Raw genomic sequence first — 15,013 nt, 5'->3', positions numbered from 1 at the left:
ATGCAGACAGCTTTTCTTTGGCTCTTCCTCGCCGCGCTCGCGCTCTCCGTTCCCGTCATCTTCGGCCTGTTGGGGGCATCGGGTATCGTGGTCGCCAACGACCTTGGCCGCGAGTTCGATCCGCGGGACCTGAACTCGCTGCTCAGCCAGGTTTTCTCCGGCATGTCTTCGGTGCCGCTAATGGCTCTGCCCATGTTCATCCTGGCGGGCGAGCTGATGAATGCCGGCGGTATCACCGAGCGGCTGGTGCGTTTCAGCCAGTCGCTGATCGGTCACCTGCGCGGCGGCCTCGCCCAGGTGAACATCCTGAGCTCGATGCTGTTTGCCGGCCTCTCCGGGTCCGCCGTCGCCGACACCTCGGCGCTGGGCTCCATGCTGATCCCGGCGATGGAAAAACAGGGTTACACCCGGCGCTTTGCGGCGGCGGTGACCGCGGCCTCCAGCGTGATCGGCCCGATCATTCCGCCGTCGGGCATCATGATCATCTACGCCTTCATCATGGGGGTCAGCCCGGCCGCGCTCTTCGCAGGCGGTATCGTGCCGGGCCTGATGATCGGCGGCGGCCTGATGTTCGTCACCTGGCGGCTGGCGATCAAGTACGACTTCCCCGTGGCCAACAAGCGCGCCTCCGCCCGCGAGGTGGTGACCGCCGGGCGGGAGACTTTCTGGCCGCTGCTGACTCCTATCATTCTGCTGGGCGGCATCCTGACCGGTTTCTTCACGCCGACGGAGGCGGCCGGTGTCGCCGCCTTCTATGCGCTAATCGTCTCTGTCTTCGTCATCCGCGCTCTCAAGTTCGGCGACCTGCCGGCGACCTTTTACCGGGCTGCCGTCGCCTCGGGCATCATTCTCATGCTGATCGGGGCGTCGAAATCGTTCTCCTGGGTGGCCGACCAGGTCGGCGCCGCCCAGATGCTGGCCGACTTCGTGCTGTCGCTGACCGACAACCGCTACCTGCTGCTGATCCTGGTCAATCTGATGCTCTTCGTCGTCGGCATGTTTCTGGATGCCGGGCCGGCGATCCTTATTCTCGGGCCGATCCTCTCCAAGGTCTTCGTCGAGCACATCGGGCTCGACCCGGTCCACTTCGCCATCATCATGTGCGTCAACGTGACGGTCGGCCTGGCCACGCCACCAATGGGGCTTGTGCTGTTTGTCGCGTCATCCATTTCGCGCGAGCGGGTCGAGGCTATCGCCAAGGCGATTCTGCCCTTCCTCGCGGTGGAAGCCGCGGTGATCTTCCTGATCACCTTCTTTGAGGATCTGGTCCTCTTTCTGCCCCGCGCCATGGGCCTTTACTGAGGCGCGGCTTCGTTCAACGATAATATCGACAAGGAGGAAACGATGAGCATCTGGAAGACACTGGCGGCGGGGGCCGCCGCAATCGCCCTGACGGCGGGGGCAAGCGGTGCCATGGCCGCCGAAACCACCCTGAAAATCGCCTTTCTGGGGTCCGAAGACGACGAGGACTTCGACGGCTCCCTGGTGCTGAAGAACTATGTGGAGGCCACCTCCAACGGTGCCCTGGCGGTGGAGATCTATCCCAACGGCCGCTTCTGCTCGAATGCCGACGAGTGTTCCGAAGCCTTGCTCGACGGGCGCCTGGATATCTACATCACGACCAACGGTGGTCTGGCCGGCTGGTACCCGGAAGCCCAGTTCCTCGATCTGCCCTATCTCTTCCCCAACGACCGTGTGGCCGAGTGCGTCTTTGACGGACCGCTGACCGCAAAGCTGCGGCAGGCCGTGTTGGAGGATGTCGGCGCGGCGCGCTTGATGGCGGTTTCCAACACCGGCGGCTGGCGCAACATTGCCACCACCACCAAGCAGGTGAAAAGTCCGGATGATGTGAAAGGCCTGAAGTTGCGCACCATCGGCGCCGACATTCAGATCGAACTGGTGAAGGCCATGGGCGGCTCCCCGACGCCGATTGCCTGGCCGGAGGTTTATACCTCTTTGGGAACCGGCGTGGTCGAGGGCACCAAGAACGGCATCACCGACATCGTGAATATGCAGTTCCAGGATCACCTGAAGTACATCTCCCTCGACGGCCATGCCTACATGGGCGCCTTGTGGTGGATGAACGAAGACGTTTTCCAGGGCCTGCCCGACGAGCAGAAGCGCATCGTCTATGACGGCTTCCAGGAATTGAAGATGACGGCCCGGGTGCTTCCCAAGCGCAAGGCGGTCGATGCTTTCAAGACTTTCACCGATGCCGGTGGCACGATTTACACGCCGACGGCGGCAGAGAAAGCCGCTTTCCAATCGTCGGCCAAGCCGGTCTGGGACTGGTATGAGACCAACTTCGGGCGGGAATGGATCGATGCGGCACAGGGTGCCGTGAATGACTGCCAGGCTTCGCTGGATGCGGAATTCTCTGCCGCGGCCCAGTAGGCGCCTAAGACTGAAAAGACCAGAATTGCCGGTGGGGGTTCGGGTGCCAAATCAGGCCCCGGACCCTCTGCCCGGAGAACCCTATCAGACTTTTTTTGACTACCGGGAACGGGTATGGCGCCGCCGACTGTTGTTGTTTCGGAGTTTATGGATGAGCCGGCGGTTGCCCGTTTGTCGCAGGTCCATCCGACGACCTATGACCCTGGCCTTGTCGACCAGCCTGAGGCTTTGCAGTCGGCGCTTGCCGGGGCCCGGGCACTGGTCGTCCGCAATCGTACCCAGGTGACCGCTGAACTGCTCGATCAGGCGCCTGCGTTGGAAGTGGTCGGGCGGCTGGGCGTCGGCCTCGACAATATCGATATGGCGGCCTGTAAAGCGCGTGGGGTGGCTGTGCACCCGGCCAGGGGCGCCAATGCCGATGCCGTGGCCGAGTATGTCATCGCCGCGGCGCTGCAGATGTTGCGCGGCGGCGCCTTCTTTGCCACCGAGGCGGTGCAAGCCGGCGAATGGCCGCGCGACGCCTGTCAGGGTGGTGAGATGGCCGGCCGAACCCTGGGGTTGCTGGGGTTCGGTGATATTGCGCAGCGTACGGCGCGGCGCGCCCGGGCGCTCGGCATGACGATCATCGCGCACGATCCGATGGTGACGGAGGCGGCGGAAGCCACGCTGTTGCCCTTTGACGCGCTGCTGGCGGCAGCCGATATCCTCAGCCTGCACGTCCCCTTGACCGATGCCACGCGCGGGCTGTTCGATGCCGATGCGCTCGGCCGGATGAAACGCGATGCCATCCTGATCAACACGGCGCGCGGCGGTATCGTCGACGAGGCCGCCCTTGCCGAGGCGCTGAAGGCCGGGCGGCTGGGCGGTGCGGCGCTCGACGTTTTTGCCGTGGAACCCTTGGATGCAGAAGCTGCTCGCGCGTTCCAGGGGGTGCCCAACCTGATCCTCACACCGCATATTGCCGGGGTTACCGCGGAATCGAACGAAAGGGTCAGCGCGATGATCGCCGATGCGGTGTTGGAGGCTCTGGCGTGACGGCATTGGTGGTTTGTGTCGGCATCGTGGTGCTGGACGAGGTTTTCGAGGTTGCGGTCTTACCGCACGCGGCCAGCAAGTACGCGGCGATATCGCGCCGGGAGGTCGCCGGCGGAATTGCTGCCAATGCGGCCATGGCCGTCGCGCGTCTGGGCGGCGCCGCGCGCCTGGTCAGCCGCGTTGCCAAGGACACCGCCGGCCAACGCTTGCGGGCCGTGCTTGATGATGCAGGCGTCGACTGCTCCGGTCTGCAGACACCGGCCAGCGGCGTGACCTCGACCTCCGCTGTTTTTGTCGATCCGCAGGGCGAACGCATGCTGGTCAATCACAAAGACCCGGCGCTTTTTGAGGGCACGCCGAAGGCGTCCTGCTTTGCCGGCGCTGCGGCGGTGATGTGTGACCTGCGGTGGCCGGAGGCCGCTCGTCTGGGCTTGGCCACCGCCACCAAAGCCGGCCTGCCGGCGGTGCTGGACTATGACCTGGCGCCGGAACAGGCGGCCGACATGATTCCGCTGGCCAGCCACGTGATCTTCAGCGAAGGCGCGTTGTTCGATCTGGCTGGCGGGGAGCATCGCCGTGCCGCCCTGGAAGATGTGGCAAAGCGCTATCCGTCTGTCGCATTCGCCGTCACCGCGGGGCCCGAGGGTGCCTTCTGGATTGCCGCCGGCTGCAATGGACACGTGCCTGCCGTGCCGGTCCGGGCCGTCGATACCCTGGGGGCCGGCGATGTATTTCACGGGGCGGCAGCCCTTGGCCTTGCCGAGGGTCTGTCCTTTCCCGAGGCCTTGCGTTTTGCCAGCGCCGCCGCGGCGCTCAAGGTGTCGCAGCCAAGTGGGTTGGACGCTTTTCCGACAAGATCAGAGGTAGAGCAGATAATGGAGAGCAGACCATGACGCCCGGCAAGTTCTGGGGCTTCAGACGCATGGCCGACGAGGCTGGCCGGTTCAAGATGCTGGCCGTAGACCAGCGCCCGCCGATCAAGACAAAAACGGCGGCGGCGCGGGGCGAAGATCAATCCCGCTATGGCGATGTGCGTGCGGTGAAGCGGGCCTTGATGGAGGCCCTGGCGCCTCAGGCTTCTGCCGTGCTGGCCGATCCGACCTATGCGCTCTGCGATGCGATGTCGCTGCTCTTGCCCCACCATGGTCTTGTGGTGACGCTGGAAGACTCAGTCTTTGGCGAAGGCGCGGACGGGCGGCTGTCGAAGGGAATCGATGATTGGTCGGTCTCCAAGATCAAGCGTGCCGGCGCAGACTCGGTAAAAGTGTTGACCTGGTATCATCCGGAACAGGACGCGGCCTCGCGCCAGGCGCAGCTGGACTTCACCAAGCGGGTGGGCGAGGCCTGCGCGCGCTACGACATCGCCTTTCTGCTGGAGATGCTGCTCTACCCCCTGGCCGGCGATGCCGGGCAGACCAAGGACTATGTGGAGCAGGCCGGCAAACGCGCCGATCATGTGCTGAAGACGGTCGAGGTGATGGCGGCGCCGGACTATGGCGTCGATGTCTTCAAGCTGGAAAGCCCGATCCCGGCAAAGGAAGTGCCGCCACCGGGCGACCGCGAGACCGCGGCGCTCTTTGAGGAGATGGGGCGCCTTGCCGGACGGCCCTGGGTGATGCTCTCGGCGGGCGCCACCCAGGCGGCCTTCCGCAATGTGCTGCACTATGCCTTTGAGGCAGGGGCGAGCGGCTTCCTGGCCGGCCGGGCGATCTGGTGGGACGCCTTCCAGCATTTCCCGGATATGGACCGCATGGCCGCCGAACTGCAGGGGCCCGCCGCCGCCTATATGGCCGAGTTGAATGCCTTTGCGGATGCCAAGGCGCAGCCCTGGACCAACTGGTTCGATGATGCGCGGCCCGAGGGCTGGGACAGCGAATGGATGCAGGGCGACTACCCCGACCTGGAAGGCAGGCTATGATGCGCATCGCGGTTTTCTGCCTGGCGCGCCCGACCTTCGACGTCGAACTGGCGGCGCAGACTGCCGAGGCGGCCGTTGCCTCGCTCAGGGTCAGCGGCGCCGACGTTCTGGGTGACGCGACGCTGCTGATGGATGCGGCGATGGTCGAAGAGCGGCTGGCGACCCTGGCCACCCAGCAACTGGATGGCACGCTCATTATCCAGGCGACCTTCTGTGATGCCGCGATGACGGCGGCGATCGGCAAGACTCTGGCGGCGCCCCTTGCCATCTGGGCTTTTCCGGAACCGCGCGACGGTGGCCGCCTAAGGCTGAATTCCTTCTGCGGCCTCAGCCTGGCCGCCCACGCCCTGGGCAAGATCGACCGGCGCTGCGGATGGCTGCACGCGCCGGCCACGACACCGCCGGATCTTGCCGCGCTTTTCGCGTCGGAAGACGCCGCGCCGGCCAGCCGGCCGGCAAGGCCGGGCGCGGCGCGGTCTTTTGCCTGCCGTGTCGGCCTGGTGGGCGAGCATCCCGCCGGTTTCGATACCTGCGCCTTCGACGAAGCGGAGTTGAAGACGCGCTTCGGGGTCGATGTGGAGCGTATCGATCTGACAACTCTCTTCGGCGCGGCCAAGGCAGCGGACAGCCAACGTATCGGCAGGCTGCAGGCCGAGGCGGCCGAACGTCTTGAGGGTGTGGCGACATTGGATGCCGAGCAGGTCGAACGCTCGCTGCGCTGCTACACGGCGCTGCGCGATATGGCCGACAGCCAAAAACTCGATGGTTTTGCCGTGCGCTGCTGGCCCGAAACCTTCACCGACTACGGCTGCGCGGTCTGCGGCGCCATGGCGACCTTGAACGGCGAGCGCATTCCGGCGTCCTGCGAGGCCGACATGCTGGGCACCGTGGGTTCCCACCTGTTGCAGGACCTAGCCGACAGCCCGGCGATGCTGACCGATGTCGTCGACTTCGATGCGGCTGACGACAGCGCCGTGCTCTGGCACTGCGGCCTTGCGCCGCTCGATTTCTGCGACCCGGAATTTGCGCCGCGCGCGACCATCCATACCAACCGTCAGATGCCCCTGCTGCACGAGTTTCCGCTGAAGCCCGGCCGGGTGACGGTGGCGCGGATCAGCCAGTCCCGCGCCGAGCTGAAGATGGTCGTCGGCCGCGGGGAAATCCTGCGCCGGCCGATGTCCTTCACCGGCACTTCCGGCGTGATCCGCTTCGATTGCGGGGCAGGGGCGGCGCGGCGGGCCCTGATCGACGGTCAGCTCGAACACCACGTCTCGGTCGTTTACGGCGACGTGAAGGCGGGGGTGGAAGCGGCCGCCGCCGCCGCCGCACTGCCGCTGCTCGATCTCGACGAAGCGCGATGACGACAGAGACTCTGCGCTACGGCCTCATCGGCGGCGGCATGATGGCGCGCGAGCATATCGCCAATCTGGCGTTGATTCCCGGCTCGGCGGTGACAGCGATTGCCGATCCCGATCCGGTCCAGCAGGCGCTGAATGCCCAGGCAGCACCTGGCGCGGCGCTGCTGGGCGATGCCGATGCGCTGGTTGCCCGCAACGATATCGATGCGATCGTCGTGGTCAGTCCCAATCACACGCACTTTGATGTGCTGCAGCGGGTTTTCGCGGGGCGACCGCGCCCTTTGCTGGTGGAAAAGCCGGTGGTGATCGATCCGGCGCAGGGCCGGCAACTGGCGGCGCTTGCGGCGACCTGGCCGGCGCCTCTCTGGGTCGCGATGGAGTACCGCTACATGCCGCCGGTGGCCGCGCTGTTGGAGGAACTGCGCGGCGGTACTGCCGGACGCCTGCGTATGTTGACGATCCGCGAGCACCGTTACCCCTTCCTTGAAAAGGTCGGCGACTGGAACCGCTTCAACGCCAATACCGGCGGCACCATGGTCGAGAAGTGCTGTCACTTCTTCGACCTCATGCGCCTTGTCCTGCAGGACGAACCGGTTCGCGTTTTTGCCTCAGGTGGGGCGGATGTGAACCATCGGGACGAGCTATACAATGGGCGCCGGCCCGACATCCTCGACAATGCCTATGCCGTGGTCGACTTTGCCGGGGGCGCCCGGGCGATGCTGGAGCTCTGCATGTTTGCCGAGGGTGCCTGGTTTCAGGAGGAGATCACGGCGACGGGTGAGCAGGGCCGCGTTGCCTGCTCGATCCCCGGTCCGCTGCGCCTGCGCGGCGGTGCGGAACGCGAGGCCATGATCGAAATCTCGCCGCGCGACCCGGCTGACCCGCAGCGCAAAGCCGTGCCGGTCGATCCAGCCCTGCTGCGGGCCGGCGATCATCACGGATCGACCTACTTCCAGCATCTGCGGTTTCGCGAGGCGGCGCTCGGCAATGGCCCGGTGGAGGTGACCCTGGAGGATGGGCTGAAAGCCGTCGCAATGGGCGCTGCCGCCGAGCAGTCGATTGCCGAAGGCCGGCCCGTCACTCTCTAGGGTCGGCCAGTGTTGGCCTTATCTGGTTGCCGTTAACAGGGATGGATTTTGATAGAGGTTTTCTATCAAAATCCATCCCATCGGTGATTGGATCGCGTTTTGGGATGCCCCCAACTGTCTGCCATACGATTGTTACCGTCGGCAGATGAGGAGATCAGACACAATGCCACAAGGTGTGAGCCCGCGCAGGAAGACCTATCCCGGTTCAGGTGTTGCCAGCCGTTTCCGGGCCTTGTTGCTGACCCATCGAAGCCTGGAAGAAAAGCTGGAGACGGAATTGAAGCGGCCGCTGCCGGATACGGCGACGTTGCGCCGGCTCAAGCGTCGCAAGTTGACGATTAAAGACGAATTGGAGGCGATCCAGCGCCTGCTGGAGGCAATGCGGACCGCAGGCGAGGGTCGCCAGGTCGTGCACGCAATCTGAGTATTCCAGCGGTCGTCTGTTGTAACGACCGGTGACTTGGCGTCGCGCCCCGGGTTGAATCAATGTTCTTGATTTGTTCTGATGCTTGCGCGACATTTGTCCGGCGATGCAACTTGCCCTCGATATAGACGGGCGGCACCGGGTTCTTGAGGAGATCCATCGACGGCTAAGGCTGCGGTTTGGCCGGCCGGGCCCCTGGCGGCTGCTCGACCCGATGAGCCAGTTGGTGCTTGGCTTGGTCGGCGGCCGCACCTATGGGGCCGTCTCGCTGGGGGCCTTCGAGGCCTTGGCGGACCGTTTCGCGTCGTGGGAGCAGGTTCGCGATGCGCCGGAGGCCTCGCTTTATGAGACGATAGCGGCGGTAACCTTTGCCGATGTGAAAGCCGGGCGGATCAAGGCATCCCTTCGGATGATCACCGAGGCGCGCGGCGCCTTGACGCTCGATTTTCTTCAGTACTGGCGTGTGGATCAGGCGCTCGCCTGGCTGGAGCGTCTGCCCGGTGTCGGCCGGAAGACGGCGGCGGCAACGCTGAATCTCAGTACCCTGCGGATGAAGGCCCTGGTGATCGACACCCATCATCTGCGTGTTCTGCGGCGTCTGGGGCTCGCCGGCCGGCGAGCCGACGCGCGCGAGGCCTATGATCGCATCCTGCCCTATCTCCCGGCGGCGTGGGGTGCCGAGGACATGGACGTTCACCACCAACTCATGAAAGTTCTGGGTCAGCAGATCTGCAGCCACGGGCTCCCGTGTTGCGGCAACTGTCCACTGAACAGTATTTGCGAGGCCACGACGCAATCGCGCTGATGTTCGGCCTGCAGTTCGATCGCCCCACTTTTAGCGGGAGAATTGGGCCGAGGCTGCCTTTGCATGTGCTGCCTTGAGACTTCATTTGCAGACAAGACGCATTCTCAAATTATACAATAAATAATCATTCATATAATATTGCTCGATTTATTTATTTATATTCACTGTGAAAACATGTTTTTATCAAAGAATAGAGTAATAATAAGATATTTCTTTAATAACTATTGTAAATTTCCTTGCGATAACTATATATTGGGATGTGGCAAATCATTGCCGCCTTGATGAAAGGCATTGCAAATGTCCTTTAAGGATTTTTCCACCGCACAAGACTCGCCGAACAAACTCGGCCCTGACGCCAAGGCGCAAAACGCGCCGGCGGCCAAGCGCCCTGCGGGAGAGCCCGAGAAGCCATCTGCAGCGGCTGCGCCGGCCTCTAAGTCCTAACCTTCGTGCCGCCGGCGGTCGAAAGGGCACGCGCCCTCCGCCGTTGCCGTTCGGTTCGAATGGATTGCAACTCTACGGATAGGCTCACCGGCGACGTTGGTAGGGGTGACGTTGGTCAGCCGGCGTACTCCACAGGAGCCGGTGAAAGGGCCCTGTCAGAAGGAAAAGATGCATGCCCAGACTGCGGCCATTGCCCGTTTTGACCATCCGTTCCTTGATTCTTTCGGTGCTGCTGGCGGCCGTCCCCGGTGCTGTCTCTGCGCAGAGCAGTGCTGCCGGGATACCAGCTCATGCCAGTGCCAAGAGCTATGGCAATGGATGGGTCTGCGATCGAGGTTACCGGGAGGTCGGTGGCGCCTGCGTGGCCGTCAGGCTGCCCGCGAATGCCTATGCGACCGACACGTCTTACGGACAGGGTTGGGAATGCCGCCGAGGCTATCAGGAGGTCGATAAGCGCTGTACCGCAATCGCAGTACCGCGCAATGCCTTCCTGAATTCCTCCGGCGACTGGTGGCAGTGCGAACGGGGCTACCGCGAGGCTGACTCGGCCTGCGTGGCCATCAAGGTTCCGGCGAACGGATACCTGACGGAGTCGACCTTCGGATCGGGTTGGACCTGCGAGCGCGGGCATCGGGCGGTTGAGGAAGCTTGCATCGCCGTGAGGGTGCCGGAAAACGCTCATCTCGACTATTCCGGCGCCGATTGGGATTGCGATCGGCCTTATCGCAAGAAAGGTGACAGATGCTTTCTGCCTTGACGCCCGCATCTATTCAAGGCCGCTCCGCGCGGCCGATCGGGTCGTTATGGACCCCGGAGCGGCTCCCGGTGAAGGAAGTGTGCGTGAGAATTGGAAGAGGAGGGATTGGGACACGATGAACGACGATCCGGTCGACCTCGACGAACATCGCGGCATGGCCGCCCAAAAGGCGACGGAGACGCGCCGACAGCGGCTGCATGATTTCCACGCCGACCAGACTGCGCTGCGGCAGCGTCAGGAAGAACTCGAGAAACTTCTTCTGGCCGCGCCGGCGGAGACCTGGCCCGAGGCGGCAGCCAAGGCGCAGTACCTCATTCGGATCTTTGCCGGCACGCCGGAGGCCCAGGACCCGCGTCGCAAGGCGCTCATCGACCATGCGCTCGACGATCTTAACCGGCTCTGCGAGCGTGCGAAGGAGGACCCATGACCTACGCCCCGGCATCGGATACACCCCGCATTCGGCTGCCCGAGGATGTTCCCCCCGAGGACGCCCCCAAGGTTCGTCAATGTCTCAGGTGCAAGAGTTCATTTTCAAGCACTTGGTCCGGCGAGCGGATCTGTTCCCGCTGTAAGAGTACGAATGCGTGGCGGAGTGGTGTGCCGTCAAGGTCCAGTCCATCCGTCAGCAGGCGCTAGACTCTCAGTTCGGAGGTTGTGTCCGACAGGGCGAGGATCAGGTCGGTGCCTTACCGTGCCGATACCCGTCGCCAGACGATTAAGCTGTCAGAGAGAAGTAAGGAGCCGACTAACATGAATAGGCTAGACCGTGGGCGAAAGCACGCCTGCCCGGATTGTGCTTGCAAGTACTATGATCTGGGAAAAAAGGATGCGAACTGTCCGAAATGCGGTGCAAAGCAGGCGGCCCCGAAAATGCCGAGAGGGACACGGCTGGCCAAGAAGACGGGAGGCATGCCGTACCGTCGATACCCTTGAGCAGGTGAATCCCTGCAGGCCGGCTTTGTGGGCCCGATTAGTCAATGTTGCGTCGCATGGCCGGCGACCTGTCTGAGACACAGGTGTGTCGTATTCGATCCCATTCCGCAGGACATCCGATCATGACGCTGAATTTTCCAAACGAGAGCCGAAGCTATGACGCGAGAAGAAACGTCATCCGTTTTTGGGGATATGACAGTGCTTTGGAGGTTTCGTTCCTTGTGGAGGTGAATGCCCTCAGCAAGCCCGATCCCCTGGCCGGCGACCTGGAAGCCGTGTACCTGGAGGCATTCGATGCCGCGCGCGACCGGATCTATGACACCGCCCGCAAGGTTTATGCGAGAACGCGCGACGGAGTTTGCCTTCTGTCAGCGGCCGATTTTTAGCTAACCTTTTGACCGGAATGTAAATATTTTTCTGAGAGATGAGAATAAAAGCAGATAATCAGGTAATATAAGCAGAATAAAATTCCAGAAAAAATATTTATAAATAATGCACGTGTTATTTCTGTGTGCTTCGCTATGCTGAGAGGAATACAGGGAAAATGGGTTTCCCTAAATAAAGGAAACACACATGAATGTTCCAGAATGGCTGAAACCCGGAATTTATGGTGCAGCGGTCGGGGCGGTCGCGCTGGCGATTGTCGGCTTCTCATGGGGCGGATGGGTGACCGGCGGTACCGCCGATCGCATGGCCTCGGATCAGGCGAAGCTCCAGGTCGTTGCGGCCTTGGTGCCGATCTGCGTCCAGAATTCCCAACAGGATCCGCAGGTCGTTGAGACAATGGCCCTGCTAAAGGAAGCCAGCAGCTATAAGCGCAGCGACATGCTCATGAAGGCCGGCTGGGCGACCATGCCGGGTTCAAGCGATCCGGATCGCTCGGTAGCGAGCGCCTGCATGGCAGAGTTGGCCGCCCAGTTCTAGCAGGCAGATCCTAACCTAAGCTAGCGCTACGCCCCGGGATAACACCTTGGGCGTAGCGGCTTGCCGACGACTCGAGACTGTCGAACCCGACAAGTCTGACCGGCTTTTAGACGCCCTCGCCGCCACGAAAGGCCCAGCCCACGAAGCGCCGTTCGATGACCGCGAAGATCGCATACATGCCGACCCCCATTGCCGCGATGACGAGAAGCCCGGCGAAGACCAGCGGCACCCGGAAGCTGGAGGAGGCGGTCAGCATGAGATGACCCATCCCGGCATTGCCGGCCACGGTCTCGGAGATGACGGTGCCGACAAAGGCAAGGGTGACCGCCACCTTGAGAGAGGCAAAGAAGTAGGGCATCGAGCGGGGCAGGCCGACCTTCAGCAGGATATCGATCTTACGCGCGCCCAGAGAGCGCAGAACGTCCCTCAGCTCCGGCTCCAGGGTCGCGAGCCCGGTGGCAACGTTCACCACGATGGGAAAGAAGGAAATCGTAAAGGCGGTCAGCACGGCGGGGACCGTTCCGATGCCGAACCAGACCACCAGCACGGGCACGATCGCCACCTTGGGGATGCTGTTGAAGCCCACCAGCATCGGATAGACCGCCGCATAGACCAGGGCGGAAGCGCCGGTGACGAGCCCCAGCGCCAGGCCGAAGACGACGGCCAGGCCGAAGCCGAAAAGCGTGACCCAGAAAGTATAGAAAGCGTTCTGCCAGATCGCCGGCCAATACTCGATCAGCGCCGCTATGGCCTGGCTCGGCGCCGGCAGGATAAACTCGGGGATGGCAAAGGCTCGGCAGGCCAGTTCCCAGATTACAAAAAGGCCGATGGTGGCCAGCCAGGGCGCGAGCTTGATGGCGGAGATCATGCGGCCCGCACCTCGCCGATATGGTCGCGCAGCCCGTGTACCAGGTCGACGAAATTCCCGTCGAAGGTGGACTCCAACGTGCGCGGACGTGGCAAAGCGATCGGACGCTCATAGACAATGCGTCCCGGCCGCTTGCTCACGACGTAGACACGGTCGGCGAGATAGACGGCCTCGCGCAGGTCGTGGGTGACCAGGACGACCGTGAACTTCTTGCGCATCCAGAGTTCCTGCAGAACACCCCAGAGTTCTTCGCGGGTGAAAGCGTCCAGGGCCGCAAAGGGTTCGTCGAGCAGGAGGAGGTCGGGGGCATGGATCAGCGCCCGGCAGAGCGAAGCACGTTGCTGCATGCCGCCGGAAAGCTCGTGCGGGGCATGACCCTCATAACCTTCCAGCCCGACGATTTTCAGCAGATCGTGGGCGGCGGCAATGTGCGCGGCCTTCTTGCGCCGGAAGGAGCGACGGTGGGTCTTGCTGACCTCGAGCGGCAGCAGGACATTCTCCAGGGTCGTTCGCCAGGGCAGCAGGGTTGCGTTCTGGAAGGCCATGCCGACCATGGTCAGCGGCCCGTTAACGGCCTGGCCGTCGACCCGGGCGGCGCCGGAATCGATGGGCATCAATCCCGAGACGATCTTCAGAATGGAGGACTTCCCGCAGCCGGAGGGCCCGACCATGGCGACGAACTCGCCGCGATCGATCTTCAACGACGCCTCGGCGACCGCAGGCGTTCCGTTGCCGGCGCCGCCATAGGTCATGGTAACCCGGTCGAGCTCAACAAAGCTGGTCACGTTTGAATCGGTACTCTCTTGCTTTTTGCTTGTTTTTTGGTGCGGGGGCCGGGTTCAGGGCGTCAGCATACGGTCCTGCGCCACGGGCAGAAAAGCCGAGGTCCAGACATCAGCCGGTTCGGGCGTCGACGTCAGGCCATAGGCGATCGCAAGCTGGGCGATGGAACTGCGCAGCCGGGCCTCATCGACGTCGCCGATGCCGTTCGCCTTTACATGGTCGGTCAAGACGTTGACGTCGAGGGCGAGTTGCAGCCGCTCCAGCTCCAGCCCCTTGTCGATCAGGGGATCGCTCTTGGCAACGATGGTGATGGCACCCTCAGGATCGGCGATGATGTCTTTCCAGCCGCGCACGGTGGCGCGGATGAACCCGGCAATGGCCTCTGGGTTCTCCTTGATGAAATCGCCCGAAGCGATCACCGCGTTGCCATAGAAATCCATGCCGAAGTCGGCGTAGAGAAAAAACTGGATATCCTCCTCCGCCACGCCTTTGGACTTCAGGTCCAGCATGGAAGAAAAGTAGTGGCCGGAAATGAAGTCGACCTGGCCCTGCACCAGCATGGTTTCGCGCAGCGCCGGGTCCATGTTAACCCGCTCCACCGCTGCCTCGTCGATGCCGGTTTCATGGGCAAAGGCGGGGAACAGCTTGTAGGAGGCATCGAAAACCGGCGCGCCGAGCTTGCGGCCGACCAGGTCTTCGGCGGTTTTGATGTTGTTCTTCTTCAGGGTGAACAGCGAGAAGGGCGGCGCGTCGTAGGCCATCATGACGGCTTTCACCGATTGGCCGGGGTTCTGGGCGTTGAAGTCGACCAGTGCGTTGATATCGGCAAAACCCATCTGGTAGGCGCCACCGGCGACCCGGGTGACGGCGCCGGCCGAGCCGTTGCCGCTGTCGATTGAGACGTCCAGGCCTTCTTCGGCATAGAAACCCTTGTCGGCGGCGACCAGGAAGGCCGCCGTCGGGCCCTGGAACTTCCAATCCAGCGTGAATTTGATGTCCACCTCGGCCCAGGCGCTATTGGGGGCCTGGGTGACCGCCAGTGAAAGGACGGCTGCAAGCGCGGCGCTGCGCAGGATCTTGAACTTAAACATGCCTCTGATATCTCCCCGTTCTCGTTGAGCGAACCCATCCCGGCGCAAACCGCAATTCCTGTGCCAGCAGCCAAAGACCGCTGATTCAGAGGCCTTCGACCGCGTACGCGCTCCCGAAACAGGCTACAAACTAGGCAGCCTGCGCGCGCTATGGTCAGGTGCATCGCTTCGATGCTCTTCACCGGGAGGGA

General features: G+C 62.9%; 17 protein-coding genes. 14 read left to right on the top strand and 3 right to left on the bottom strand.

Features of this window, described 5'->3' with window-relative positions:
- The 14 genes from HBA54_RS14435 to HBA54_RS14370 all read left to right on the top strand — a co-directional run bounded on the left by HBA54_RS14435 (nt 1) and on the right by HBA54_RS14370 (nt 12,080).
- Entirely contained in the window at nt 1-1,302 is a 1,302-nt protein-coding gene (locus HBA54_RS14435) for a TRAP transporter large permease (protein ID WP_167225747.1), read from the top strand.
- A 42-nt stretch (nt 1,303-1,344) separates the two neighbouring features.
- On the top strand, nt 1,345-2,394 hold the full coding sequence (locus tag HBA54_RS14430) for a TRAP transporter substrate-binding protein (RefSeq protein WP_167225744.1): 1,050 nt from the start codon (nt 1,345-1,347) through the stop codon (nt 2,392-2,394).
- Between the two features lie 114 nt (nt 2,395-2,508).
- Complete coding sequence (locus tag HBA54_RS14425; protein WP_167225742.1) at nt 2,509-3,429, top strand: hydroxyacid dehydrogenase; 921 nt, start codon at nt 2,509-2,511, stop codon at nt 3,427-3,429.
- Nucleotides 3,426-4,322 carry a PfkB family carbohydrate kinase gene (locus HBA54_RS14420; RefSeq protein ID WP_167225740.1) on the top strand — a complete coding sequence of 299 codons (897 nt, stop codon included), beginning with the start codon at nt 3,426-3,428 and terminating at the stop codon, nt 4,320-4,322. Before HBA54_RS14425 ends, HBA54_RS14420 begins: the two co-directional genes overlap by 4 nt.
- Nucleotides 4,319-5,347 carry a tagatose 1,6-diphosphate aldolase gene (locus tag HBA54_RS14415; RefSeq protein ID WP_167225738.1) on the top strand — a complete coding sequence of 343 codons (1,029 nt, stop codon included), beginning with the start codon at nt 4,319-4,321 and terminating at the stop codon, nt 5,345-5,347. The genes HBA54_RS14420 and HBA54_RS14415 overlap by 4 nt, the downstream gene beginning before the upstream one ends.
- Nucleotides 5,344-6,708: an L-fucose/L-arabinose isomerase family protein gene (locus tag HBA54_RS14410; protein ID WP_167225736.1), complete on the top strand. Its 1,365-nt coding sequence runs from the start codon at nt 5,344-5,346 to the stop codon at nt 6,706-6,708. The genes HBA54_RS14415 and HBA54_RS14410 overlap by 4 nt, the downstream gene beginning before the upstream one ends.
- Entirely contained in the window at nt 6,705-7,793 is a 1,089-nt protein-coding gene (locus HBA54_RS14405) for a Gfo/Idh/MocA family protein (protein WP_167225734.1), read from the top strand. Before HBA54_RS14410 ends, HBA54_RS14405 begins: the two co-directional genes overlap by 4 nt.
- 163 nt (nt 7,794-7,956) lie before the next feature.
- The gene (locus tag HBA54_RS14400) at nt 7,957-8,217 is read left to right on the top strand and encodes a YdcH family protein (protein ID WP_167225732.1); all 261 of its coding nucleotides are present in this window, start codon (nt 7,957-7,959) and stop codon (nt 8,215-8,217) included.
- A 106-nt stretch (nt 8,218-8,323) separates the two neighbouring features.
- Complete coding sequence (locus HBA54_RS14395; RefSeq protein WP_167225730.1) at nt 8,324-9,022, top strand: endonuclease III domain-containing protein; 699 nt, start codon at nt 8,324-8,326, stop codon at nt 9,020-9,022.
- 616 nt (nt 9,023-9,638) lie between these two features.
- A complete protein-coding gene (locus HBA54_RS14390) occupies nt 9,639-10,223 on the top strand; it encodes a hypothetical protein (protein WP_167225728.1) in 585 nt (194 codons plus the stop codon).
- A 115-nt stretch (nt 10,224-10,338) separates the two neighbouring features.
- Nucleotides 10,339-10,650: a hypothetical protein gene (locus HBA54_RS14385; protein ID WP_167225726.1), complete on the top strand. Its 312-nt coding sequence runs from the start codon at nt 10,339-10,341 to the stop codon at nt 10,648-10,650.
- Between the two features lie 323 nt (nt 10,651-10,973).
- Nucleotides 10,974-11,156, top strand: coding sequence for an FYDLN acid domain-containing protein (locus HBA54_RS29880; RefSeq protein WP_167225724.1), 183 nt, complete (start codon nt 10,974-10,976; stop codon nt 11,154-11,156).
- Between the two features lie 122 nt (nt 11,157-11,278).
- Complete coding sequence (locus HBA54_RS14375) at nt 11,279-11,542, top strand: DUF1488 family protein (RefSeq protein WP_167225931.1); 264 nt, start codon at nt 11,279-11,281, stop codon at nt 11,540-11,542.
- Between the two features lie 187 nt (nt 11,543-11,729).
- The gene (locus HBA54_RS14370; protein ID WP_167225722.1) at nt 11,730-12,080 is read left to right on the top strand and encodes a hypothetical protein; all 351 of its coding nucleotides are present in this window, start codon (nt 11,730-11,732) and stop codon (nt 12,078-12,080) included.
- A gap of 106 nt (nt 12,081-12,186) precedes the next feature.
- Here the strand turns inward: HBA54_RS14370 and HBA54_RS14365 are convergent, their stop codons facing one another.
- Genes HBA54_RS14365 through HBA54_RS14355 form a run of 3 tightly spaced genes read right to left on the bottom strand, consistent with a single transcriptional unit; the run spans nt 12,187 to nt 14,822 of the window.
- Nucleotides 12,187-12,948, bottom strand: a complete 762-nt coding sequence (locus HBA54_RS14365) for an ABC transporter permease (RefSeq protein ID WP_167225720.1) — start codon at nt 12,946-12,948, stop codon at nt 12,187-12,189.
- The gene (locus HBA54_RS14360) at nt 12,945-13,733 is read right to left on the bottom strand and encodes an ABC transporter ATP-binding protein (RefSeq protein WP_322096040.1); all 789 of its coding nucleotides are present in this window, start codon (nt 13,731-13,733) and stop codon (nt 12,945-12,947) included. The genes HBA54_RS14365 and HBA54_RS14360 overlap by 4 nt, the downstream gene beginning before the upstream one ends.
- A gap of 54 nt (nt 13,734-13,787) precedes the next feature.
- Nucleotides 13,788-14,822 (bottom strand): ABC transporter substrate-binding protein, encoded by a 1,035-nt coding sequence (locus HBA54_RS14355; protein ID WP_167225718.1) that lies wholly within the window; start codon nt 14,820-14,822, stop codon nt 13,788-13,790.
- Nucleotides 14,823-15,013: the final 191 nt, after the last annotated feature.

This window comes from Pelagibius litoralis (genome assembly GCF_011683915.1).
GTDB lineage: Bacteria > Pseudomonadota > Alphaproteobacteria > Kiloniellales > Kiloniellaceae > Pelagibius > Pelagibius litoralis.
The sequence above is the reverse complement of the archived record's forward strand: the minus strand, read 5'-3'. Positions and strand labels throughout refer to the sequence as shown.

What these genes read in the sequence shown, in the direction of transcription:
- HBA54_RS14435 (WP_167225747.1), top strand. Translation starts at nt 1, where the DNA reads ATGCAGACAGCTTTTCTTTGGCTCTTCCTCGCCGCGCTCGCGCTCTCC.
- HBA54_RS14430 (WP_167225744.1), top strand. Translation starts at nt 1,345, where the DNA reads ATGAGCATCTGGAAGACACTGGCGGCGGGGGCCGCCGCAATCGCCCTG.
- HBA54_RS14425 (WP_167225742.1), top strand. Translation starts at nt 2,509, where the DNA reads ATGGCGCCGCCGACTGTTGTTGTTTCGGAGTTTATGGATGAGCCGGCG.
- HBA54_RS14415 (WP_167225738.1), top strand. Translation starts at nt 4,319, where the DNA reads ATGACGCCCGGCAAGTTCTGGGGCTTCAGACGCATGGCCGACGAGGCT.
- HBA54_RS14410 (WP_167225736.1), top strand. Translation starts at nt 5,344, where the DNA reads ATGATGCGCATCGCGGTTTTCTGCCTGGCGCGCCCGACCTTCGACGTC.
- HBA54_RS14405 (WP_167225734.1), top strand. Translation starts at nt 6,705, where the DNA reads ATGACGACAGAGACTCTGCGCTACGGCCTCATCGGCGGCGGCATGATG.
- HBA54_RS14400 (WP_167225732.1), top strand. Translation starts at nt 7,957, where the DNA reads ATGCCACAAGGTGTGAGCCCGCGCAGGAAGACCTATCCCGGTTCAGGT.
- HBA54_RS14395 (WP_167225730.1), top strand. Translation starts at nt 8,324, where the DNA reads ATGCAACTTGCCCTCGATATAGACGGGCGGCACCGGGTTCTTGAGGAG.
- HBA54_RS14390 (WP_167225728.1), top strand. Translation starts at nt 9,639, where the DNA reads ATGCCCAGACTGCGGCCATTGCCCGTTTTGACCATCCGTTCCTTGATT.
- HBA54_RS14385 (WP_167225726.1), top strand. Translation starts at nt 10,339, where the DNA reads ATGAACGACGATCCGGTCGACCTCGACGAACATCGCGGCATGGCCGCC.
- HBA54_RS29880 (WP_167225724.1), top strand. Translation starts at nt 10,974, where the DNA reads ATGAATAGGCTAGACCGTGGGCGAAAGCACGCCTGCCCGGATTGTGCT.
- HBA54_RS14375 (WP_167225931.1), top strand. Translation starts at nt 11,279, where the DNA reads ATGACGCTGAATTTTCCAAACGAGAGCCGAAGCTATGACGCGAGAAGA.
- HBA54_RS14370 (WP_167225722.1), top strand. Translation starts at nt 11,730, where the DNA reads ATGAATGTTCCAGAATGGCTGAAACCCGGAATTTATGGTGCAGCGGTC.
- HBA54_RS14365 (WP_167225720.1), bottom strand. Translation starts at nt 12,948, where the DNA reads ATGATCTCCGCCATCAAGCTCGCGCCCTGGCTGGCCACCATCGGCCTT.
- HBA54_RS14355 (WP_167225718.1), bottom strand. Translation starts at nt 14,822, where the DNA reads ATGTTTAAGTTCAAGATCCTGCGCAGCGCCGCGCTTGCAGCCGTCCTT.